Raw genomic sequence first — 21,444 nt, forward strand, 5'->3', positions numbered from 1 at the left:
GCAAGCTCGTCATACGACGGACGCTCACTCCCGGTCACGCGGTGATCATCGCAGAACGACGACCACCACGCGACAGAGACCTGACTAGTTACCCGTCGGCAACACTCACGAGTCCTCAGCCGGTGATGGCGGTGAGGGGCGCCAGGTAGCCGCTGCGGTGGCCCGCGGTGTTCGGGTGGTAGGACTCGTCGAGCTTGCTCCACTCCAGGCTGGTGAGCCACGGGGTCGAGGTGCAGATGCCGTGGCCGTCGAAGGTGCCGCGGGCGTCGAGGAAGGTGAAGCCGGCGTCCGTCGCACGGGCGGCGGTGATCTCGGCGATCACGTCGGCGGCGGAGTTCAGCGCGGCGCGTTCGGTGTCGCTGAGGCCGAAGATGCCGCAGTTGCCGCCGATCTTGTACATCCGCGGGTAGCCGACCACGATCACCTTGGCCGAGGGCGCGGCCTGGCGCACCGCGGCGTAGGTGGTGGCGAGCGCCGGGGAGACGGTGGTGCGCGCGATGTTCTTGGCCTGCTCGACGCGGTTCACGCAGTCCTTGTCGTCGATGGTGAGGATGCACTGCTTGAGCACGTCGACGAAGCCCGCGTCATTGCCGCCTACCTGGATGGTGACGAGCGTGGTGTCGGCGGTGAGCTTCGGGACCTGGGTGTTGAGCACGTCCGCGGTCCTGGCGCCGGAACAGGAGGCCTCGACGAAGGTGGTCGACGGGTGCGCGGCCGCCCAGAGCCGCGGGTAGGCGAGCGGGCCGCGGCGGCACGCGTCGCTGGGGTTGTCGTAGGACCAGGTGCCCACGCCGACGGCGTAGGAGTCGCCGAGTGCGACGTACTTCGCGGGTGCGGCGTGCGCGGCCGTGGTGCCGGCGAGGCAGGCGACGGCGGTCAGGAGCGCAGGGACGAGGAAGCGTAAGGCGCGCAAGGATTCTCCCGGGGAGAGGTCGGGGTGACGCCCTACGAATAGCAACCCCGGCGACTCAGGAGAAGGAAGTTTGGTGAAAGTTCTCGAAAATGCGGCCAGTCAGGTTAGTGAGTCCCGACGAAAGTCGTGGGTAATCAGCCGGACGTCGCCGCGTCGCGCGCGGCGGCCATCTCGGCGTGCGCCAGCCTGGTTTCGCGGTTGAGCTCATTCAGGATGGCCGCGGTCTTGCCTGCCGGATCAGCTTCGGGCTCGACCTTGACCGAGGTCTTGAGTTCCTCGCCGTCCGCGAGCACCACCCAGAGCGAGCCGTATTCCGGACCAGGGATGCGGCTGTAAGACGGTCGGTAGACGAACTTCCCCACCTCGGCCCAGCCGAGCTCGCGGGACCTCGCCAGTCCGCGCAGCCGGACACCACTGTCGCTCGTGTAGACGCCTGTCGTTCGGGCCCGGTAGTGGAAGTAGGCGATCGCCGCTACGGTCGCGATGCTTCCCGTGAACTGGATGGACCCCAAGGCCGCGCCGAGGACGGCGACGGCTGCGAACGTCAGGGAGTAGCCGACGACGAATGGTGTCCGCCACCAAGCCTCGGGCGCCACCTGACGCCATTGCCTCGTCTGAGTCATCCGTTCGGCTCCCTGTCGTGAGGGCTGGCCGAAGTGGATACCTCCGGCCTCAGCCTTGACACGCTACGGAGGCTTCAGCGGTTGCCGATGATTTTCGAGGCCTCGATGAACACCGCGGTGCGCCGCTCCTCGGCCATCACGCGGTCGTACTCGTCCCAGTCGTCGTGGGTGCCCGTGGCTGACGTGAACACGTCACGCAGCAGCTGAGGCAGCCGCGCGAGGTCGTAGGCGGGATCGGGGTCGTCGGGGCCGATCAGCCGGGTGTTGCCCTGCACGGAGACCCACTCCCAGCCGCGCCGGAAGATGATGGTGGCGTGCCCCGCGCGGCGGAGCAGCGCGAGTTTGCGGGTGCCGCCGATGGCCACCAGGCCGACGGAAGGGGCGCCGGAGACGGGATCGTCGATCACCCCGGCGTTGACCACGGACGCGTGGACGGTGCCGTCGCCGCGCGTGGTCGCGATGGTCGCCAAGCCGTGCTCGGCGAGGGAAAGCTTCCGGACAAGATCCAGATCGGCAGCCATGAGACGAAGGTACGCCCGCCCGGCTCTGCAGGGAACCGGGCGGGCGTACGTCCTAAGAGGCGAAACAGCGGCGCGAAGCGCCTCCGTTGAGGGTGGTGGTGGGAGACGGGTGGGCGAAACAGCGGCGCGAAGCGCCTCCGTTGAGGGTGGTGGTGGGAGACGGGTGGGCGAAACAGCGGGGCGAAGCGCCTCCGTTGAGGGGGGTGGTGGGAGACGGGTGGGCGAAACAGCGGGGCGAAGCGCCTCCGTTGAGGGTGGTGGTGGGAGACGGGTGGGCGAAACAGCGGGGCGAAGCGCCTCCTTTGAGGTCAGCAGGCGCCGTCGTCGCGCCACACGCCCCATTCGCCGGTCGTGCCGGGTTCCTCGCCCTGTGTCCACCACTTGGCTGTCCACTTGTGCCCGTTATGGGACACGACGTTGCCGCCGGTGTAGATCGACGAGGCGTTCCACGCGGGCTGGGTGCACGTGCCGGGCACGCCGCCGTTGTCCCAGGGGACCTGGCCGGAGGCGTAGAAGTTGATCGCCTGGGCTTTCCAGCGCGGCGCCTGGGCGCCGAGGCGGACCTTGAACGTGTTCCAGTCATGCGTCGACCACGGCGACCAGCCGAGTTCGGCGTGCGCGGACAGGCGTGGGAACGCCAGGTACTCGATGTCCGCCGAGTTCTTGACCGTCTCGGTCCACAGTGGCGACTCGACGCCGCGGACGGCCGACTCGCCGACGCCGCTCAGGTACGCGCCGGGGTTCCAGTTGTAGGCGTCCTGGACCTCGACGTAACCGGCCCACGAAAGACCGATCGGGCTGCTGGCGTTGTACTTCATGTCGAGGTACGCCTTGTTGGCAGGTGAGAGGATCACCTTGCTGCCACGGGAAACCGCGTTCGACACGCCACTGTCCGAAGTGGTCGTGCCCCAGAACTGCGGTGTCGCGTTGGCCGGCAATGTCGCCTTGGCGATGTCGTGCCAGCCGATGGCCTGCTTACCGTTGGCCGCCACGATCGGCAGGATCTTGTTGATGAACGTCAGGTAGTCCGCCGGCGGGGTCGCCGCGGCCTCGTCACCGCCGATGTGGAAGTACGGGCCGGGGGTCAGCGCCGAAATCTCGCGGATGACGTCGGAGACGAAGGTGTACGTGATGTCCTTCGGGATGCACAGCGAGCTGTAGCCGACCTCGATGTCCGTGCGCAGCGGGGGAGCGACGCCGTTGCAGTTCAGCTCGGCGTACGAGGCCTGGGCCGCGTTCGTGTGCCCCGGCATGTCGATCTCGGGGATGATCGTGATGTGCCGCGAGGTCGCGTACGCGACGATGTCGCTGTACTGCGCCTTCGTGTAGTAGCCGCCCGCGCCGCCGCCGACCTGGGTGCTGCCGCCGTAGGTGGCCAGCCGGGGCCAGCTGTCGATCTGGATGCGCCAGCCCTGGTCGTCGGCCAGGTGCAGATGCAGATTGTTGATCTTGTACTGGGCCAGCTGGTCGATGTAGCGCTTGACGCTCGCGACCGGGTGGAAGTGCCGTGCGACGTCGAGCATCGCGCCGCGGTAGGCGAAGCGGGGGTAGTCGAGGATGGTCGCGCCGGGGATCGTCCACGGCCCGGTCTGGACGGTCGCGCTCTCGATCTTGCCCGGCAGCAGCTGGCGCAGTGTCTGCACGCCGCCGAACAGGCCGTCGGTGGTGATCGCGCGCAGCACCACCGTGGTGGCGGTCGAGACGAGCTGGTAGCCCTGCTGGCCGACGCTCGCGGGCGCTCCGTTCAGGAGCAGCGTGATGCCGTCGGCGGCCGGGGTCGCGGGCGCGTCGGCGACGGGCAGCGCGTAGCCGGTGGACTTGCGGAGGATGGCCGCGAGGTAGTCGCCGACCTCCTTCGCGGGAGCGGAACCCGCCTGGGTGTAGATCTTCGTCGAGGCCACCAGCGGGAAGGTGACGCCCGCCGCGGCCTGGACCGAGACGGGGACTGGGACGATGCTCTGCAACGGCGGGGTGGCCGCGATGGCCGGGTTCTGGGTGGCCGCGGTGAGGCCACCGATCATGGTCGCGACGGCAAGGGCGACGCCCCACTTCCGTCCGCGCTGCGCTCTTGGGATCTTCATTGACATCCTCCTGGCGGCGTACAGGTCCCGGTAACCGGAACCGCCTGGATACTGCCACTTGGAATCGGACAGGTCTAGACCAATAAGGGCTAAATTCGGGTTCTGGGTAGGCTCAGGTCATGTTCGAGAGCCTGCGTTTCCCGGTCATCGCCGCCCCGATGGCGGGTGGCCCGTCCACCCCCGAGCTGGTCGCCGCGGTGACCGGCGCCGGTGGCTTCGGCTTCCTCGGCGCGGGGATGCTGAGTCCCGGGGTGCTGGCCGAGAAGATCGCCAAGACCAGGGAGCTCACGAGCGAGCCGTTCGGCGTGAACCTGTTCGTGCCCGGCAAGCCGTCGGCCGCTGACCTGAGCGGGCACCAGGAGCGCATGGCCGCCGAAGCGAGCCGCTACGAGGTCGAACCCGGCGCGCCGGCCTGGGACGACGACGCCTACCCGGCCAAGGTCGATGTGGTCGTCGAGCAGCGGGTGCCGGTCGTCTCCTTCACGTTCGGCCTGCCCAGGCCCGAGGATGTGCGGCGGCTGCACGAAATCGGCAGCAAGGTCATCGTCACGGTCACCAAGCCCGAAGAGGCGCTGGAAGCCGAAAAGGCGGGCGCCGACGCGCTGGCCGTGCAGGGCTTCGAGGCGGGCGGGCATCGCGGCATCTTCCAGGATGACCCGGATTCGCCCAGTGGCGGCGAGATTTACGGCGTTCTCGCGGCCTTGCGGCTTATCAAGGCGGTAACCGAGCTGCCGCTCATCGCCGCCGGGGGACTGGTGCACGGCGCCGACGTCGCGGCGGTGTTGGCCGCGGGCGCGGTGGCCGCGCAGCTCGGCACGGCGTTCCTGCGCGCGGACGAAGCCGGCACCCAGCCGACCCAGGTCAAGGCGCTCGCGGTCGCCGACCGCAAGACCGACATCACCCGCGCCTTCAGCGGACGCCCCGCGCGCGGACTGGTCAACCGCGTGATGAGCGAGCTTTCGGCGCAGGCGCCGTCGGCGTATCCGGAGCTGAACAACCTGAGCAAGCCGATCCGGGCCGCCGCCGCGAAGGCCGACGACCCGGAGGCCATGTCACTGTGGGCCGGTCAGACCTACTCGGTCGCGACCGACGGCCCGGCCGCCGAGATCGTCGCGCGGTTGCGCGACGAAGCCCGTGCGGCCGTCGAACGTGCGGCGAAGCTACTCGGCTGAGCGGTTCAGCACCGAGTTCCGCTTGCTGTAGGCGAAGTAGATCACCAGCCCGATCGCGAACCACACCGCGAACCGCAGCCAGGTCTCCGGCTGCAGGTAGGTGATCAGCCAGATCGAGAAGCCGACGCCGATCAGCGGCACCACCGGCATGCCAGGCGTCTTGAACGTGCGCGGCAGGTCCGGCTGCTTGTAGCGCAACACGATCACCGCGACGCAGACGACGACGAACGCGAGCAGGATGCCGATGTTCGTCAGCTCCGCGGCCTCGCCGATCGGCAGGAACCCGGCGATGATCGCCGCCGCGCCGCCCAGCACCCAGGTGAACCGGGTGGGCACGTGACGCGTCGGGTGCGTCTTGCCGAACCACTTGGGCAGCAGGCCGTCGCGGCTCATCGAGTACCCGATCCGCGTCGCGCCCATCAGGAAGGTGAACAGCACGGTCATGATGCCGACGATCGCGCCGATCGCGATCACCGTGGCCAGCCCGGACAGCCCGACCGACTTGAACGCGGTCGAGAAGCCGCTCTTCGGGTCGATCTCGGTGTAGTTCTGCATGCCGGTCAGCACCAGGCAGGCGAGCACGTAGAGCACCATCGAAATGCCCAGCGAGTACAGGATCGCCTTGGGCATGTGGCGCTGAGCGTCCTTGGACTCCTCGGCGGCGGTGCTCATCGCGTCATAGCCGAACACCGCGAAGAACACGGTCGCCGCACCGGTCACGGCGCCGCCGAACCCGGCAGGCGCGAACGGCGAGTAGTTGCCGGTCTTGATGTAGAAGAAGCCGACCAGCACGACCACGAGCACGATGGCGACCTTGAGGATGACCATCGCGGTCTCGAACCGGGCGGCGGCGCGGATGCCGAGGTTCAGCAGGTAGGCAATCAGCAGGCAGAGGACGACCGCGAACAGGTCCACCTTGTGCCCTGGGCCGGTGCCGGGCGCGCCGAGCATCCACGCGGGCAGGTCGAGCCCGAGCTGCTGCAGCAGGAAGCTGAAATAGCCGGAGATGCCGATCGCGACCACCGCGACGATGGCGGTGTACTCCAGCAGCAGGTCCCAGCCGATGAACCAGCCGACGATCTCGCCGAGCACGGCGTACCCGTAGGTGTAGGCCGAACCGGCCTTGGGGATCAGCCCCGCGAACTCCGCGTAGGAGAAGGCCGCCGCGGCGCTGGCGACACCCGCGATCAGGAACGAGATCAGCACGGCGGGCCCGACACCGGGAATGCCCGCCGCCTTGTCACCGGCGGCGACACTGCCCGCGAGCGCGAAGATGCCCGCGCCGATGATGCCGCCGACACCGATGGCGGTCAGCTGCCACAGCCCGAGTGTGCGGGTCAGCCCGCCCTCACCCGAGGAATCCTCGATCTGTTCAATCGGCTTTCGCCGGAAAACCCCGGAGGTCATGGCGGTGGGCTCCCAACTTCATCGGTGCGCTGTCAGGCCCGGGTTTCGGACCTAACAGCGCACCGTACTAGTGGGTGACCCGCTCAGCAGGCTGCCGGTCTCAGCCGACCGCTTCCTGCGCGGAGACCGTGTCCGACACGGCCACCAGCTTGCGCTCGGACTTGGTCGCGCGCGTCACGCCCGCGGCGAAGTAGGTCAGCAGCTCGGCGATCTCGGCAGGGTCGTCGAGCTGGGGGCAGTGACCCCAGTCCTGGCGGACGAGGAGCCTGCTGTGCGGGACCAGCGCGTGCAGCCGTCGCCCGGAGGCGGCACTGACCAGCTTGTCCTTGCCGCACACCACGACCAGCAGCGGCGACGTGATGGCCTCGAGCTGGTACGCGTTCTCCAGCTCGGTCACCATCTGCCTGGCCTGCTCCAGGCGCACGGTGGTGGCCTTGTAGTCGGGGAACAGGTCGACGAACCGCTTGACGTGCTCCTTCTCGGCGGAGCCCGCGTTGGCGTAGAGGAAATGCGGCACGACGTTCTCGGCGATGGTCTTGACCAGGAACGACGGCACGGGCAGCGGCAGCGACGAGTACAGCCGCAGCGGGATCGGGTACTTGGCGACCGCGCGGACCACCCACGAGTCGACGAAACCGGGCGCGGCGATCGAGACGACGCCCGCGATCGGGAGCTTGCCGTTCTGGGCCGCGCGCAGGGTGGTCGTGCCACCGAGCGAGTTGCCGCCGATGACGACGGGGCCGAGCACGGACTGCTCACGGATCACCGCGGCGGCGAACGCGTCGAGCTGCGGCAGCATGGCGCCCGCCCGCAGCTCGTCGGCCTCGCCGAAACCGGGGAGGTCGACCGCCATGGCCGGGACGCCCGCCTTGGCGAGCTCGGTCAGTACGGGGCGCCAGGTGTCCGCGCTGTCGCAGAAGCCGTGGAACAACACAAGACGGGGAGTGGTCGGACGGCTGGCCGTCCGAGGTGCTCCGCGTCGAAAGCGGGTGGTTCGCCCGCTCTCGGGGTCGGCGGCGGGTGGGCCGACTTCGAACACGCGGGTGCGCACACCGGCGAAACGCCGGTACGTCACCCTGATGGACGTCGGGTCGGTCACTTTCGTCTGGCCGGCCGGTGAAGCCGGCGCCGGCCGCTGTGTTGCGGTCATGTGTCTAGGTTAGACATCGGATGTTGCTTTTGGGGCGCAGATCACAGGTCACGAAAAGGTCACGTTGATCTTAGACATACGTATGTGCTGGTCACGCGATTTCGGGTGCTGACCTGCGGAGGAAATGAGGGGTACCCCTAACGGGGCGTGAGCTTATTACGACGGGGTCTAGACCAAGACGAGGTCACTTGGTGAACACGATTTTGCCCGCTGTGTCGCCCTCGAACATGCTCTTGAAGCCCTCTTCGGCACGCTCGAAGGGCAGTTCCTGGCCGATCTGCGGCTTGATGCCCTTGAGGTCGACGTAGGAGAGCAGGTCGGCCAGCTCGTCGCGGGTGCCCATGGTGGAGCCCGCGATCCGCAGCTGCAGGAAGAAGACGCGCTGGAGCTCGGCGTGCGCGTCGGGCCCGCTGGTCGAGCCGGAGACGACGATGATGCCGCCCGGCTTGAGTGATTTGACCGAGTGCGACCAGGTCGCCTTGCCGACGGTCTCGAACACCGCGTCGACGCGCTCCGGCAGCCGTGCACCCGACTCGAACGCCTGGTGCGCGCCCAGGCCGGTGGCCAGCGCGCGCTTCTCTTCGCTGCGCCCGGTCACCCAGACCCGGAACCCGGCCGCACGGCCGAGCTGGATCAGCGCCGTCGAGACGCCGCCGGACGCGCCCTGGACCAGCATCGTCTGGCCAGGCCGCAGCCCCGACTTCACGAACAGCATGCGGTACGCGGTCAGCCAAGCGGTGCCCATCGTGGCGCCTTCGCTGAACGACAGGCCCGCGGGCTTCGGGATGACGTTGCGCTTCGGCACGATCACGTAGTCGGCGAAGGTGCCCTGGTGCTTCTCGGTCAGCAGGGTGCGCTTCGGGTCGAGGGTGTCGTCGCCCTGCCAGCCCGGCGCGTTGATGACCGCGTGCAGCACGACCTCGGAGCCGTCGTCGAGCACGCCCGCGCCGTCGCAGCCGAGGATCATCGGGAACTGGTCCGGCTTGATGCCGACCCCGCGCAACGTCCACAGGTCGTGCATGTTGAGGCTCGCGGCCTTGACGGCCACGCGGACCCAGCCTTCGGGCACCTCGGGGTCTGGGCGTTCGCCGACGACCAGCGACTCGAGCGGCTTTTCGGCGTTGGGCGCGGAGGCGTACACGGCGAACATGTCTGCAACCTACCGGGCAGGCAAGTGCCCGCGCAGCGTCGCGGGTACCGTTGTGCTGTGTTTAACGGCCTGGCTGATTGGTGGGACGGCGTCGAGCTGTGGCTCGCGCAGCTGTGGTTCCCGCTGCAGTTCATCCTCGTGCTGGCCGTGCTCGTCCCGCTGTGCCTGCTGCTTGCCTGGGTGATCGACAAGGCCGTCGGCGCGCTGGCGGGGTGGCTGGGCACGGGCCGCGACCGCTCCTCCTAAGCTGGCGCACCATGTTCAACCGAAGGCGGATCACCGCCGCGCTGATCGGCCTCATCGTGCTGGTGCTCGGTGGCTGGCTGGTCAAGACCCAGGTCGCCGACGACGCTCCCGCGAAGCCCGCCCCGTCCTCGTCTCAAGCCGTTTCGTCTGGCAAGCTCCCCGGCAGTGATTCCGGCCTGCCGGTCAAGGGCCTGTCGACGCTGCCGTCCGAGGCGGCCGACACCTGGAAGCTCATCAAGGCCAACGGCCCGTTCCCGTACCCGCGCAACGACGGCGTGCCGTTCGAGAACCGCGAGAAGGTACTGCCACGCAAGGACTCCGGGTACTACAAGGAGTACACGGTGAAGACCCCGGGCAGCCCCGACCGCGGTGCCCGGCGCCTGGTGACCGGTTCGGGCAAGGAGCTCTACTACACGGGCGACCACTACTCGTCCTTCGTCGTCGTGGACCCCGCCAAGTGAGCGCCACCGAGACCGCCGCGGCGCAGGCCCGCGCGCGCGGCGCGTACCCGCACGTGGTGGACGGCTCGAAGGTCACCGACAAGCTGTCCGCGATGGACGCGATCGCGGCCGCGCTGTCGTTCCCGGAGTACTTCGGCCGGAATCTGGACGCGCTCTACGACTCGCTGACCGACCTGTCGTGGCTGCGGCCCGGCGAGCACGTGCTCATCTGGCCCGGTTCCGACCGGCTCAAGGAGACCGACCCGAAGGCGTATCTCGCGGTGCGCGGAGTCCTTTCGGACGCCCAGCGCGCCCTCGCGCCCGGCGGCGACCGGACCGACGATCGCCGCCTGACCGTGGTGCTGACGGACTCGTGAGTGGTATGGCCGGTTCTAACCGGCCATACCACTCACGACTCTTGGGGGACCCAGTTGGGCTTGCGCTTCTGGGCGAAGGCCGTGATGCCCTCCTGGCCCTCTTCGCTGGCGAAGAAGCGTGTTGACAGCGCGAGCATTTCTTCGAAGCCTTCGGAAGGCGTCGCAGGGCGAGGCTTGCTCAGGAGCTCTTTGGTGGTTGCCAAAGCCTTCGGGCCGCCGAGGGTGAGGGCCTTGACGTAACGCTCGACCTCGGCGTCGAGCGCGTCGGCGTCGACGGCCGAGTTGATGAGGCCGATGGCGGCCGCCCGCTCGGCGTCGAAGGTGTCGCCGGTGAGGAAGAGCTCGTGGGCGGCGCGGGCGTTCAGCCTGGGGAACACGGTCAGCGAGATGATCGCGGGCACCACGCCGATGCGGACCTCGCTGAACGCGAAGGTGGCCGTCTTGACCGCGACCGCGATGTCGGTGGCGGCGATCATGCCGATGCCGCCTGCGCGTGCCGGGCCCGCGAGACGCGCGACGACCGGCTTCGGGCTGGTCCACAGCTGGTCGAGGATCTGCGGGAACTCGTTGACGCCCTGGTCGCCCGCACCCGCCCCGCGTGCTTCCTTGAGGTCCATGCCAGCGCAGAACACCGGGCCGGTGTGGGTCAGCACGATCACCCGCACGCTGTCGTCCTCGCGGGCCTTGGTCAGGCTCTCGCTCAACTCACGGCGCAGTTGCGAGGACAGCGCGTTGCGATTGTGCGGGGAGTCCAGCGTGATCGTGGCGGTACCGCCCGCCACCTCGTAGTGCACCAGTTCGTCAGCCATGACCACACCCTAAAGCTCGTGCGCGTTGCGGGCGGTTCTAACCGCCCGCAACGCTCACGAGGCAGTTAGCCGATGGTGGTGGTCGTGAAGGTCGGGCTCGGGTTCGGGAAGCACGCCGTCGGCGCCGAGATGTCGATGAACGAGCTGACCACGGCGGTGAAGGTCAGGCCGGGGTCGGTGTAGCTGGTGCCCGCGATCTTGGTCTGGATGGTGCCGGACGCACCCGCCTTCAAGGTCGCGGTGACGGTCGGCAGCTCGAAGGCCGCGCCGCCCTTGATCGGGCCGGGGAAGCTCAGCGTCGCCACGCCGTTGGCGACGCTGATCGTCGGCGGGGTGCTGCCGAGGCCGGAGCCGCCGGAGAGGGTGGCCTTCACGAAGGTCGAGTTCGCCGGGATCGGGAACTTGAACGTGAACGTCTTGACCTCCTTCAGCTTGTAGCCCGCGACCGTGGTCGGCAGCGTGTTGGGCGCCGGGTCGATGACGATGTCGAGGTTGGCGCCCGGCGCGACGGTCGCGGGTGCGGTGACGGTCGCGTCCTGGGCGAAGTTCGCCTTCTGCGGGCCGACGATCGGCGCGTTGGCCTGGCAGTCGAAGTTGACGGCGGTGGCCGCGGAAGCGGGTGTGGTGAGCGCGAGAGCGGGGATGGCCGCCAGAGCGGCCGCGGTCAGGGTTCGGCGCAGAGCTGACTTCATCGAGGCTCCAGAGGGGGAGATGGGGAGATGAAGAGGGAGATGTGGTGAGAAGCCGCGCGGCGTTTAGATAGTTACCGGCAAGTTAAGTAACCCGTCAAGGATTGACCGTTCCCATAAGCGGGGCGTAGCTCAAATGGGAAAAAGATTCACGTAATGGCGGAGCGGGTCCAGCTTTTCGGCCGAACGCTGATCACTCAGGCGACAGCGACGAGGCGCATCGCCTCGTACCGGCGCAACACTACCCGTGCTACCCGCTCATCGGGACCGAGCGGCTCGGCCACGAAGACCGCTTCGCTTGCCAGCGCGGCGATCCGGTCCGGCAGCAACCCTGGCGCGAGGAACCACGACGCCACCACGATCCGGTCCGCGCCCCTCGCGCGAACCTGGGCGATGGCGGCGGGGATGTCCGGCTGCGCGGTGCTCGCGAACGCGGGCGCCACCGGCACGCCGAGCTTGGCCTGCCAGCGGTTCGCGAGGTCGGCGACCGCCGAGTTGGCTCCCGTGTTCGACGAACCCACCGCGCTGACAACGATTCCCGCGCCGGTCAAGTCCGTTGCGGACAGTTTGTCCAGTGCGACGGCTTCGAGCAGCGGGTCGATACCCAGCACATCGGAGACGGACACGGTGAATCCCGGGCCCGCGACTTCCGAGACGAGGGCGGGCAGATCGACCCGCGCGTGGTACGCGCTGCCCAGTAGCAGCGGCACGACGATGACTTCGCGATGTCCCTCGTCGCGAAGTTCCCGGAGCACGTCGGTCACGAGCGGTGTCGACAAATCCAGAAAGGACACCCGCACGTCGAGCTCGGGCGCTTGCGCGCGCACGACCTCGACGAGCTCGCGCACGGTCGCCGCGGATCTCCGATCCCGGCTTCCGTGCGCGACCGCGACCAAGGGCACCGTCATGCGAACCGCTCGCCGACCAGTCCGGCGGCGAGGGTGTCGCCGTCCTTGGGGTCGATCACGATGAATGCGCCGGTGCGCGGGCTGAGCTTGTAGTCGTCGACCGGCAGGTTCTCGGCCAGGCGCAACGTGACCTGGCCGATGTCGTTGAGTTCCAGTACTTCCGGATCGCCCACAGTGGACAGTGTCTGCTCGTCGAAGCGGGCGTTGAGCTCCTCGACGATCGCCTTGACGGTCTTCGCGCCGTGCTTGACCCACACCTGCGCGCCCGGCTTCAGCGGCTTGCTCGACAGCCAGCACAGCGCTGCCGAGATCTCGTCGGTGACCGCGGGCTGACGGTCGGCCGAGGCGATCAGCTCACCGCGCGCGATGTCGAAATCGTCGGCCAGCAGTATGGTCACCGAGCTACCCGCGCCCGCCTCTTCGAGCGGGCCGTCCGCTGTGTCGATGCGCTCGACCGTCGTGTGAAGTCCTTGCGGGAGAACGACAACGGCGTCACCGGGGCGGACCGTGCCCGCCGCGATCTGCCCGGCGTAGCCCCGGTAGTCCGGGTACTCGGGGGTGCGCGGGCGGATCACGTACTGCACTGGGAACCGGAACGCCGCGTCGTGCGGATCCGGCGCGACCGGCACGTTCTCCAGGTGCTCCAGCAAGGTCGGCCCGGTGTACCACGGTGTCCGGTCCGACTTCGAGGCGACGTTGTCGCCCTCCAGCGCGGAAACCGGGATCGACAGCACTGTGCCGTCCTGGTATCCGAGCGACTTGGCGTGCGAGTGGAACTCGTCGGCGATCACGGCGAAGGTGGCTTCGTCGTAGTCGATCAGGTCGATCTTGTTCACCGCGAGCACCAGCTGCGGCACGCCGAGCAGCGACAGCACGGCCGCGTGGCGGCGCGTCTGCTCGATGACACCCTTGCGCGCGTCGACCAGCAGCACGGCGAGCTGCGCGGTGGACGCCCCGGTCACCGTGTTGCGCGTGTACTGCACGTGGCCCGGGGTGTCCGCGAGCACGAAACTCCGTTTGGGCGTGGCGAAATACCGGTACGCCACGTCGATGGTGATGCCCTGCTCACGCTCGGAGCGCAGGCCGTCGACCAGCAGGCTCAGGTCCGGAGTGGACAGTCCCTTGTCGACACTCGCGCGGGTGACAGCGTCGAGCTGGTCGGCGAGCACCGACTTCGTGTCGTAGAGCAGTCTGCCGACCAATGTGGACTTACCGTCGTCCACGCTGCCTGCGGTGGCCAGCCTTAACAAGCTGCTCATCAGAAGTAGCCCTCTCGCTTACGGTCTTCCATGGCTGCTTCGGACATGCGGTCGTCGGCACGCGTCGCGCCGCGTTCGGTGAGCCTGCTGGCGGACACCTCGGCGATGACCTCTTCGACGGTCACGGCCGTCGACTCGATCGCGCCGGTGCACGAGCCGTCGCCGACGGTCCGGTAGCGGACGGTCAGCTCCTTGACCTCTTCGTGCGGTTTCGGGCCGCCCCAAGGACCTTCGGCCAGCCACATGCCGTCACGCAGGTACACCTCGCGCTGGTGCGCGTAGTAGATCGACGGCAGCTCGACCTTCTCGCGGGCGATGTAGTTCCACACGTCCGCCTCGGTCCAGTTGGACAGCGGGAAGACGCGGACCTGCTCGCCGGGGCGGTGCCGTCCGTTGTAGAGGTTCCACAGTTCCGGACGCTGCCGCCGCGGCTCCCACTGGCCGAAGGCGTTGCGCAGGCTGAAGATCCGCTCCTTCGCCCGCGCGCGCTCCTCGTCACGCCGTCCGCCGCCGAACACGGCGTCGAACTTGTTCTCGGAGATGGTTTCGAGCAGGGGAGTGGTCTGCAACGGGTTGCGCAGGCCGTCCGCACGCTCTTCCAGCCTGCCGTCGTCGATCCAGTCCTGGACCTTCGCGACGACCAGGCGCAGCCCGTGCTTCTCGACGACGCGATCGCGGAACTCGATCACCTCGTCGAAGTTGTGCCCGGTGTCCACATGCAACAGCGGGAACGGCACCGGCGCCGGCCAGAAGGCCTTGATCGCCAGGTGCAGCAGGAGCGTCGAGTCCTTGCCGCCCGAGAACAGGATCACCGGGCGGTCGAACTCGCCGGCGACCTCGCGGAAGATGTGGATGGCTTCGGATTCCAGCGCGGCGAGGTTGTCCTGCGCCAGGGGGGTCTGGGGGTCTCCCCCGGAAAACACCGTGGTGGCCGGTTCGAGCGTGGTCATGGGTCCCTTTCTCAGCCGTGCAAACCGCACTCGGTCTTGGACTGGCCCGCCCACCGGCCGCTGCGCGGGTCCTGGCCCGGCTCGACCTTCGCGGTGCACGGCGCGCAGCCGATCGACAGATATCCGATGGACACCAACGGGTTCTGCAGGATCCCGTGCTCGGCGATGTAGTCGTTGAACTCGTCGTCGGTCCACGCCGCGATCGGGTTGATCTTCACCAGCCCGTTGCGGTCGTCCCAGGTGACGATCGGGGTGTTCGCGCGGGTCGGCGCGTCGACGCGGCGGACGCCGGTCACCCACGCCGAGTACTTGGCGAGCGTGTTGCGCAGCGGCACGACCTTGCGCAGGTTGCAGCACAGGCCGGGGTCGCGTTCGTGCAGCTTCGCGCCGTACTCGGCGTCCTGCTCGGCGACGCTCTGCTCGGCCTGCGCGTTGACGATGCGGATGTCCGGGTAGACCGTCGCCACCGCGTCACGGGTGCCGATGGTCTCCGCGAAGTGGTAACCGGTTTCGAGGAACAGGACATCCACATCGGACTTCACCTTGGTGGCCAGGTCGACCAGCACGGCGTCCTGCATGTTGGACGCCACGATGAAGTCGTCGCCGAAGGTTTCGGCGGTCCAGCGCAAGGCTTCTTCGGCGGTGGCGTTCGCGAGTTCCGCGGAAGCACGCTCTGCCAGCGCTTTGTAGTCAACTGTGTAATCGGCTGTGGTGGTCATCTACTCGCCTCCGGTAGGGACAGGCCGATGAACTTGACAGAGAAGACCCGTCGACAGGCCGAACAAAGCCAGCCGCCGTTTTCTTCCGGTCGCAAGTCCTCATCGCCGCAATATGGGCAGTAGAAAGGAGTCGCGCGTTCGGTCACTGCAGCGCGCTCTCGTCAGCACGCGTGACCCACTGCGCGAACCGCTCGCCTGGCTCACGTCCGGCGACGTAGGCGCGCACGACGCGTTCGACATATTCGGTCAGCTGGGCGCTGGTCACCTTGTGGCCACGCAGTTTCCGGCCGAACCCGGCGTCGAGGCCGAGCCCGCCGCCGAGGTGCACCTGGAAGCCCTCGACCTGGTTGCCGTCGTCGTCGGTGACGATCTGGCCCTTGAGCCCGATGTCCGCCGTCTGCACGCGGGCGCAGGAGTTGGGGCAGCCGTTGAGGTGCACGGTCACCGGAGTGTCTATTTCGGACTGGATGTCGATGAGACGCTTTTCCAGCTCCGCCACCAGTTTGTGTGCGCGAGCCTTGGTCTCGACGATCGCGAGCTTGCAGAACTCCAGCCCGGTGCAGGCCATGATCCCGCGCCGCCACGGCGACGGTTCCGTCTGCAGGCCCAGATCGGCGAGTTCCGACGCGAGCGCCTTGACCTCGGCTTCGGGAACGTCGAGCACGACGAGTTTCTGGTGCGGGGTGAGGCGGACCCGGTTCGAGCCCGCGCGTTCCGCGGCCTTGGCCACCGCGATCAGCGTCGCGCCGTCGACCCGCCCGGCGATCGGCGCGGCGCCGACGTAGAACTTGCCGTCGGTCTGCTGGTGCACGCCGACGTGGTCGAGCGGCTTGTCGGGGACCTCGGGCGCGGGTCCGTCGATGAGCTTGCGCTTGAGGTACTCGTCCTCGAGCACTTGGCGGAACTTTTCGGCGCCCCAGTCCTTGACGAGGAACTTGATCCGCGCGCGGGCCCGCAGCCTGCGGTAACCGTAGTCGCGGAACACGCTGATGACGCCTTCCCAGACGTCCGGCACCTCGTCGAGCGGCACCCAGGCGCCGAGCCGCTGCCCGAGCATCGGGTTGGTCGACAGCCCGCCGCCGACCCAGAGGTCGAACCCCGGCCCGTGCTCGGGGTGCACGACGCCGACGAACGCGATGTCGTGGATCTCGTGCGCGACATCGGCCTGCCCGGAGACCGCGGTCTTGAACTTGCGCGGCAGGTTGGAGTACTGAGGGTCGCCGATGTACCGGCGCTTGATCTCGTCGATGGCGGGCGTGCCGTCGATGATCTCGTCGGCCGCGATCCCCGCGACGGGCGAACCGAGGATGACGCGCGGGCTGTCGCCGCACGCCTCCATCGTGGTCATGCCCGCGTCCTCGAGCTTCTGCCAGATCGTCGGCACGTCCTCGATCTGGATCCAGTGGTACTGGATGTTCTGGCGGTCGGTGATGTCCGCGGTGTCGCGTGCGTGCGTCTGCGAGATCTCACCGAGCACCGCGAGCTGCCCGGTGGTCAGCGCGCCGCCGTCGATGCGGACGCGGAGCATGAAGTACCGGTCGTCCAGCTCCTCCGGCTCCAGCGAGGCGGTCCGGCCGCCGTCGATCCCCGGCTTGCGCTGGGTGTAGAGCCCGAACCAGCGGAACCGTCCTCGCAGGTCACCGGGGTCGATCGAGTCGAAGCCCCCGCGCGCGTAGATGTTCTCGATCCGGGCGCGCACGTTGAGCGGGTTATCGTCCTTTTTGGACCGCTCATTGGGGTTGAGCGGCTCGCGATAGCCCAAAGCCCACTGGCCTTCGCCCCGCTTCTGCTTGACACGCGGAGCGCGGCCGGTCGGGGTCGCCATGAGTGTCCTCCGGGCTTGTTCGAGGCACGACCGCACTGCGGCCGCTGCCTGGTCCGTCTTCTGGTGATGCGGTGGTGGCAGGGAGTCAGCGGTCGGCGGCACAGAGTGCGCTCGCCACGCGCCGGAGATCGACGTGGCGACGAGCCACAAGGCGGATTCCGGCGCGAGTCACCCTTGCAGCGTGCCATGTGCCCACAATGTGGTCTAGCGGTGACCGCATACTGAGATAGCAGCGTTTTACCTGGTCAGGGGCTTGGGGGTGTGTCAAGTGTGGCGGGGATCGCAGGGCGGTTCTTGCTCTTCTCGGGTCGCGTGGCACCCACGCCAGAGGCCTCGCGGTGAAGCGAGGGTGTCCCCCGTTACCCCCCCTCATACAGAAACGTTACGACAGATGGACCCACCACGCGTCGGATGGCCGCCGTTTCATATCCACAACGAAAAGCATCCACCAACCTGGCGGCGCGAGGTTCGGCTCGTCCGGGATCGTCACCCGCACGTCCCCGCGCTTGGTGACCGTGAACGGGAGATCGACCAGACGCTGCCCGCTCTCGTAGGAATGCGTCGTCGCCATCGGCCGGATCAGCTGCGCCCACCGCAGATCCCGAGCCTGCGGCGTGCGCAGGCGGTACCGCTCGCCGTACGTGATTTCCACAGGCGCGTCCTCGAGGAAAGGACGGGCGCCGCGGAAAAGATAAGGCGGATGGAAGATCTCGATTCGCAGTTCATCGTCGTCGCGGTCAGGGTTCGAACCAGCCGTGGCGACGCGGCAGTCCGGCAGTAGCAGCGCGACCGAGTGATACAGGCGGCCGACCGTCGCCGGAGCGGTAGCCGACCATTTCCCCGTCGAAGGGTCGTAGATCTCGGACTCGAAGACCGGGTCGGCCTCGAAGCCCGCTCCGCCGCCCGTGACGAACACCGTCCGGTCGGGGAGGATCACCGCGTTGGCCATCGTGCGACCGTGTTTCATGGACGCCGCCGGTACGTACGACGGTTCCGAAGCCGAGAGGTCCGCCAAATCCGCGAAGGGGGTCGCGCCCGCCTCGCCCCAGCCGCCCATGACCAGGACTTTCTGGTCCTGGGCCGGGGGCAACAGGACGCTGCAGGCTTGGTCGCGGTTGGTCGCGAGGCGCAGGCCGGGGACCGGGATCTCCGCGCCGTCGGCGGGGTCGAGTTTGTAGCCGCCGAGTTCGGTGAAGCCGAGCCCGGCACCGGTGAAGAACAACTTGCCGTCGCGGAGCTGGAAAAGGTGCGGGTACAACGGGAGGCTCGGACGTAAGAAGGGCGTCGGAGTCCACGTGCCGGTGGCCGGGTCGAAGATCTCGGGGACGTCGTTGGTCGCGTCGCCCGCTTCGTTGGTGCCGGAGACCGCGATGACCGTGCCGTCGCCCAGGGAGACGAGGGTGGGGTACCAGCGGCCGTCGGCCATGTTCGGGAGGTTCGTCCAGGCTTCGCCGTTGAACAGCGCCGACTCCGGGGCGCCTTGCCACGGATCGTCGTAGCGTTTGGTGCCGCCCGCTGCCAGCAGGTCGCCGTTGGGGAGGGTTGCCTGGCCGGCGCAGAACACGTCGTAGGAGACCGGGACTTGGGTGAACGTGCCTTCCTCGTAGTCCCAGAGGACCGATCCGTAAATGTGCGCGTCATGGCGGGGCGGGAAGTTGCCGGAGCCGGAGAAGATCAGGACCTTTCCGGTGTGCAGCAACGCGAAATGGACCGCCAGCGTGACCGAGTCGCAGGGCAGCATCTCCCAGAAGCCTGCCATCGCGGCATGGGTGAGGACGTCGTGCTCTTCGTGGGCCATGCCCGGCATCTCGTGGTGGGACATCGGCTTGCAGGAGCGGGTGCCGTCGAGGTCGGTGCAGCATTTGCCGTCGTCGTAGGGAAGTTCGATGTCGAGCGGCTCGTCGGTGACGCGCAGGCGTTGACGGGACCTGACCAGCCCGGCGAGGCCGGACATCATGTGCTCTTCCAGATGGCAGTGGACCAGGAAGTCGCCGCGGACGGTGACCTCCCGTCCGGATTGCTGGCTCTGCAGGTCCGGGAACGGGGTCGGCGCCACGGTGTCGACGGTGAAGCCTTCGACCGGGCTCAGGGGGTGGACGTCGGCCGCGCCGCCGGAGGGCAGGTTCCAGCGCGCGGCGTGCGGATGGAAGTTGTGCCACGTGTCGCCGACGTCGAGATTGAGGAGGTACCAGCGCAGCCGCCGGCCCGGCTCGGTCACGATCGTCGGGGTGTTGCCGACGTAGGTGCGGCCGTTGAGGCAGTACGAGGTTCCGCCGCCTCCGCCCGCGAAGACGACGTGGTCGTGGTGGCCGCTGTTGAACCAGGTCACCGTGCCGCCGGGAGCCACCGTCGCCGCGGCGGGGGAGAAGAAGTTGTCGCCGATCACCACGCTGGTCGCGTGTGGGGCGCCTGCCTGCACGGTGACGGTGCCGGACATCGTCACGCCGTGGATCTTGCAGTGGTACGGGAAAGACCGCGGTGTCATGCCGAAGGTGTGCGGGTAGCTCGCTCCGCCGTGCAGTGCCGGGCTTTCGAAGCCGTCCGCTGCCGCGTCGCCGGACATCTGGTGCAGGAACAGGGGAATCTCGTGGTCCGCGGGTTCGGCGGCGGGGTCGCGGACGATGAGCGCGCCGAACAGGCCGCGGTTGATCCAGCTCTGGACCATCTGGTGGTGATCGTGAAACGCCCACACGCCAACGGTTTCCTCGGTCGCGGTGAACCGGTACGTCCAGCTGCCACCCGGATGGATGTCGTCGCTGCGGGAGCCGTCCTTGGCCTGGACGCCCAGTGGCCACGCGCCGTCGGAGGCGATGCCGTACTCGAGGCCGTGGAGGTGGAGGCTGTGACACTCGTCAGGGTCGCCGTTACGGACATGGATGGCGATCTCGTCGCCGACGTCCGCGTACAGCACGCAGCCCGGCACGCGCCGGTCCCATGGCGGCTCGTTCATGTCCGCGGCGATCAGCGGTTCGGTGACGGGCTCGGTGTGGTCCGGGTCGTGGTACCGGCGGTAGACCATCGCGTCGAGCGTGCTCGCGAAGATCTCCCTTGGCGTGACGCGGCCGATCTCGTGGCCGTGGCCGCGCAGGCAGTCGCGGCCGTAGCGGCGCGAGCAGTGGAGTGGTGAAAGCGGGCTGTAGCCGGGCAGCGGCTCGATCCGCAAGTAGAAGTCATGCTGCGTCATCGCGTCCCCCTCGTACTTCGATTCTGCGCCGGGGGCCGTGTGGAGCGCAGCGGCAATTCAAAGTGCCCCAGGACACAGTTGACGACCAGCGGCGGACCGGCTAACTTCAGAGCAGAACGAACGTTCTTTCTCCTCGAATCAAAAGGCTGGATCTCATGAAGAACCTCAAGCGCGCACTGGCCGGTATCGCCGCTGTCACCGCTCTGGTCGGGACCTTCGCGGTTTCGGGGAGCGCGGCTTCGGCGGACTCGTCGAGCCAGAAGGCGAAGCCGACCGTCGTTCTGGTGCACGGCGCGTTCGCCGACGCTTCGAGCTGGACGGATGTCGCCAAGAAGCTGCAACGGCGTGGATATCAGGTGGTCGCGCCTGCCAATCCACTGCGCGGGGTCGCCTCGGACGCGGCTTACCTCAAGAGCGTTCTGCAGAGCATTGACGGGCCGATCGTGCTGGTCGGGCACTCGTACGGGGGTGTGCTCATCTCCAAGGCCGCGCAGGACGACCCTGATGTGAAGGCGCTCGTCTACATCGCGGCCTTCATTCCGGACGCCGGTGAGACCGCGGGCGAGCTGTCCAAGGGCGCCAAGCTCGGGCCGGACACCACCAACGCCGTCGCGTACCCGGGTGGGACCGACGTGTACATCAAGCCGTCCGCTTTCCGTGACGTCTTCGCCGCCGATGTTTCCGCTTCGCAGGCTGCGGCGATGGCCGCGACGCAGCGGCCGATCGACGGGTCCGCGCTGGGCACCAAGTTCGAGGGCGCAGGCGCGTGGCACACGATCCCGTCGTGGGCGCTCGTCGCGGCGCAGGACAACGCGATCCCGGCTTCGGCCGAGCGGTTCATGGCGCAGCGGGCGCACGCCAAGACTATCGAGGTCAAGGCTTCGCACGCCGTCTCGGTCTCGCGGCCGGATGTCGTCGCCGACCTCGTGCTGGACGCCGCCAAGAGCGTTCGCTAGGCGGGGGTCGTGAGCGTTGCGGGGGGGGGGGTGGAGGCCCCCCCCCCCCCAAGCGGGGGGGTATA

Annotated in this window: 22 protein-coding genes; 5 read left to right on the forward strand and 17 right to left on the reverse strand. The window is 68.2% G+C overall.

Annotated features, from left to right (window positions below; translation table 11 throughout):
• Nucleotides 1–115: 115 nt before the first annotated feature.
• The 4 genes from ACFV15_RS41505 to ACFV15_RS41520 form a co-directional block, all read right to left on the reverse strand.
• A complete protein-coding gene (locus ACFV15_RS41505; protein WP_378358105.1) occupies nucleotides 116–913 on the reverse strand; it encodes an SGNH/GDSL hydrolase family protein in 798 nt (265 codons plus the stop codon).
• Between the two features lie 134 nt (nucleotides 914–1,047).
• The gene (locus ACFV15_RS41510) at nucleotides 1,048–1,536 is read right to left on the reverse strand and encodes a hypothetical protein (RefSeq protein ID WP_378358106.1); all 489 of its coding nucleotides are present in this window, start codon (nucleotides 1,534–1,536) and stop codon (nucleotides 1,048–1,050) included.
• A 74-nt stretch (nucleotides 1,537–1,610) separates the two neighbouring features.
• Nucleotides 1,611–2,057 (reverse strand): pyridoxamine 5'-phosphate oxidase family protein, encoded by a 447-nt coding sequence (locus ACFV15_RS41515; protein WP_378358107.1) that lies wholly within the window; start codon nucleotides 2,055–2,057, stop codon nucleotides 1,611–1,613.
• Between the two features lie 308 nt (nucleotides 2,058–2,365).
• Nucleotides 2,366–4,138 (reverse strand): family 20 glycosylhydrolase, encoded by a 1,773-nt coding sequence (locus ACFV15_RS41520; RefSeq protein WP_378358109.1) that lies wholly within the window; start codon nucleotides 4,136–4,138, stop codon nucleotides 2,366–2,368.
• A gap of 119 nt (nucleotides 4,139–4,257) precedes the next feature.
• Here ACFV15_RS41520 and ACFV15_RS41525 point away from each other — a divergent pair, with 119 nt between their 5' ends.
• Nucleotides 4,258–5,310, forward strand: coding sequence for a nitronate monooxygenase (locus tag ACFV15_RS41525; RefSeq protein WP_378358110.1), 1,053 nt, complete (start codon nucleotides 4,258–4,260; stop codon nucleotides 5,308–5,310).
• On the opposite strand, the gene ACFV15_RS41530 is transcribed toward ACFV15_RS41525, so the two are convergent.
• The 3 genes from ACFV15_RS41530 to ACFV15_RS41540 all read right to left on the reverse strand — a co-directional run bounded on the left by ACFV15_RS41530 (nucleotide 5,299) and on the right by ACFV15_RS41540 (nucleotide 9,017).
• Nucleotides 5,299–6,717, reverse strand: coding sequence for an amino acid permease (locus ACFV15_RS41530; protein ID WP_378358112.1), 1,419 nt, complete (start codon nucleotides 6,715–6,717; stop codon nucleotides 5,299–5,301). The two genes, ACFV15_RS41525 and ACFV15_RS41530, sit on opposite strands and share 12 nt — an antisense overlap.
• A gap of 100 nt (nucleotides 6,718–6,817) precedes the next feature.
• Nucleotides 6,818–7,867, reverse strand: coding sequence for an alpha/beta hydrolase (locus tag ACFV15_RS41535; RefSeq protein WP_378358114.1), 1,050 nt, complete (start codon nucleotides 7,865–7,867; stop codon nucleotides 6,818–6,820).
• Between the two features lie 184 nt (nucleotides 7,868–8,051).
• The gene (locus tag ACFV15_RS41540; RefSeq protein WP_378358116.1) at nucleotides 8,052–9,017 is read right to left on the reverse strand and encodes a zinc-binding dehydrogenase; all 966 of its coding nucleotides are present in this window, start codon (nucleotides 9,015–9,017) and stop codon (nucleotides 8,052–8,054) included.
• Between the two features lie 57 nt (nucleotides 9,018–9,074).
• Between ACFV15_RS41540 and ACFV15_RS41545 the strand changes: the two genes are divergently transcribed.
• Genes ACFV15_RS41545 through ACFV15_RS41555 form a run of 3 tightly spaced genes read left to right on the forward strand, consistent with a single transcriptional unit; the run spans nucleotide 9,075 to nucleotide 10,080 of the window.
• Nucleotides 9,075–9,263, forward strand: coding sequence for a hypothetical protein (locus ACFV15_RS41545; RefSeq protein WP_378358118.1), 189 nt, complete (start codon nucleotides 9,075–9,077; stop codon nucleotides 9,261–9,263).
• 11 nt (nucleotides 9,264–9,274) lie between these two features.
• Nucleotides 9,275–9,724 carry a ribonuclease domain-containing protein gene (locus tag ACFV15_RS41550; protein WP_378358120.1) on the forward strand — a complete coding sequence of 150 codons (450 nt, stop codon included), beginning with the start codon at nucleotides 9,275–9,277 and terminating at the stop codon, nucleotides 9,722–9,724.
• Nucleotides 9,721–10,080, forward strand: coding sequence for a barstar family protein (locus ACFV15_RS41555; protein WP_378358122.1), 360 nt, complete (start codon nucleotides 9,721–9,723; stop codon nucleotides 10,078–10,080). Before ACFV15_RS41550 ends, ACFV15_RS41555 begins: the two co-directional genes overlap by 4 nt.
• A gap of 32 nt (nucleotides 10,081–10,112) precedes the next feature.
• Here ACFV15_RS41555 and ACFV15_RS41560 read toward each other — a convergent pair whose 3' ends face one another.
• The 10 genes from ACFV15_RS41560 to ACFV15_RS41605 all read right to left on the reverse strand — a co-directional run bounded on the left by ACFV15_RS41560 (nucleotide 10,113) and on the right by ACFV15_RS41605 (nucleotide 20,423).
• Nucleotides 10,113–10,889 carry an enoyl-CoA hydratase family protein gene (locus ACFV15_RS41560; protein ID WP_378358123.1) on the reverse strand — a complete coding sequence of 259 codons (777 nt, stop codon included), beginning with the start codon at nucleotides 10,887–10,889 and terminating at the stop codon, nucleotides 10,113–10,115.
• 65 nt (nucleotides 10,890–10,954) lie between these two features.
• Nucleotides 10,955–11,581 carry a cyclase gene (locus ACFV15_RS41565; protein WP_378358125.1) on the reverse strand — a complete coding sequence of 209 codons (627 nt, stop codon included), beginning with the start codon at nucleotides 11,579–11,581 and terminating at the stop codon, nucleotides 10,955–10,957.
• A gap of 194 nt (nucleotides 11,582–11,775) precedes the next feature.
• On the reverse strand, nucleotides 11,776–12,486 hold the full coding sequence (locus ACFV15_RS41570) for a sirohydrochlorin chelatase (RefSeq protein WP_378358126.1): 711 nt from the start codon (nucleotides 12,484–12,486) through the stop codon (nucleotides 11,776–11,778).
• Nucleotides 12,483–13,745 carry a sulfate adenylyltransferase subunit 1 gene (locus ACFV15_RS41575; RefSeq protein ID WP_378358128.1) on the reverse strand — a complete coding sequence of 421 codons (1,263 nt, stop codon included), beginning with the start codon at nucleotides 13,743–13,745 and terminating at the stop codon, nucleotides 12,483–12,485. The genes ACFV15_RS41570 and ACFV15_RS41575 overlap by 4 nt, the downstream gene beginning before the upstream one ends.
• Nucleotides 13,745–14,695 (reverse strand): sulfate adenylyltransferase subunit CysD, encoded by a 951-nt coding sequence (cysD, locus tag ACFV15_RS41580; protein ID WP_378358130.1) that lies wholly within the window; start codon nucleotides 14,693–14,695, stop codon nucleotides 13,745–13,747. The genes ACFV15_RS41575 and cysD overlap by 1 nt, the downstream gene beginning before the upstream one ends.
• A gap of 11 nt (nucleotides 14,696–14,706) precedes the next feature.
• Entirely contained in the window at nucleotides 14,707–15,414 is a 708-nt protein-coding gene (locus ACFV15_RS41585) for a phosphoadenylyl-sulfate reductase (RefSeq protein WP_378358131.1), read from the reverse strand.
• Complete coding sequence (locus ACFV15_RS41590; protein ID WP_091291592.1) at nucleotides 15,411–15,560, reverse strand: Insertion element protein; 150 nt, start codon at nucleotides 15,558–15,560, stop codon at nucleotides 15,411–15,413. Before ACFV15_RS41590 ends, ACFV15_RS41585 begins: the two co-directional genes overlap by 4 nt.
• Entirely contained in the window at nucleotides 15,557–17,239 is a 1,683-nt protein-coding gene (locus ACFV15_RS41595) for a nitrite/sulfite reductase (protein WP_378358133.1), read from the reverse strand. The genes ACFV15_RS41590 and ACFV15_RS41595 overlap by 4 nt, the downstream gene beginning before the upstream one ends.
• Nucleotides 17,240–17,324: 85 nt before the next feature.
• Nucleotides 17,325–17,612 carry a putative leader peptide gene (locus ACFV15_RS41600; protein WP_378358135.1) on the reverse strand — a complete coding sequence of 96 codons (288 nt, stop codon included), beginning with the start codon at nucleotides 17,610–17,612 and terminating at the stop codon, nucleotides 17,325–17,327.
• 9 nt (nucleotides 17,613–17,621) lie between these two features.
• Nucleotides 17,622–20,423 (reverse strand): galactose oxidase-like domain-containing protein, encoded by a 2,802-nt coding sequence (locus tag ACFV15_RS41605; RefSeq protein WP_378358136.1) that lies wholly within the window; start codon nucleotides 20,421–20,423, stop codon nucleotides 17,622–17,624.
• Nucleotides 20,424–20,578: 155 nt separating this feature from the next.
• Between ACFV15_RS41605 and ACFV15_RS41610 the strand changes: the two genes are divergently transcribed.
• Nucleotides 20,579–21,379: an alpha/beta fold hydrolase gene (locus ACFV15_RS41610; protein ID WP_378358138.1), complete on the forward strand. Its 801-nt coding sequence runs from the start codon at nucleotides 20,579–20,581 to the stop codon at nucleotides 21,377–21,379.
• The last annotated feature ends 65 nt before the right edge of the window (nucleotides 21,380–21,444 follow it).

This window comes from Amycolatopsis sp. NPDC059657 (genome assembly GCF_042734395.1).
Taxonomy (GTDB): Bacteria; Actinomycetota; Actinomycetes; order Mycobacteriales; family Pseudonocardiaceae; genus Amycolatopsis.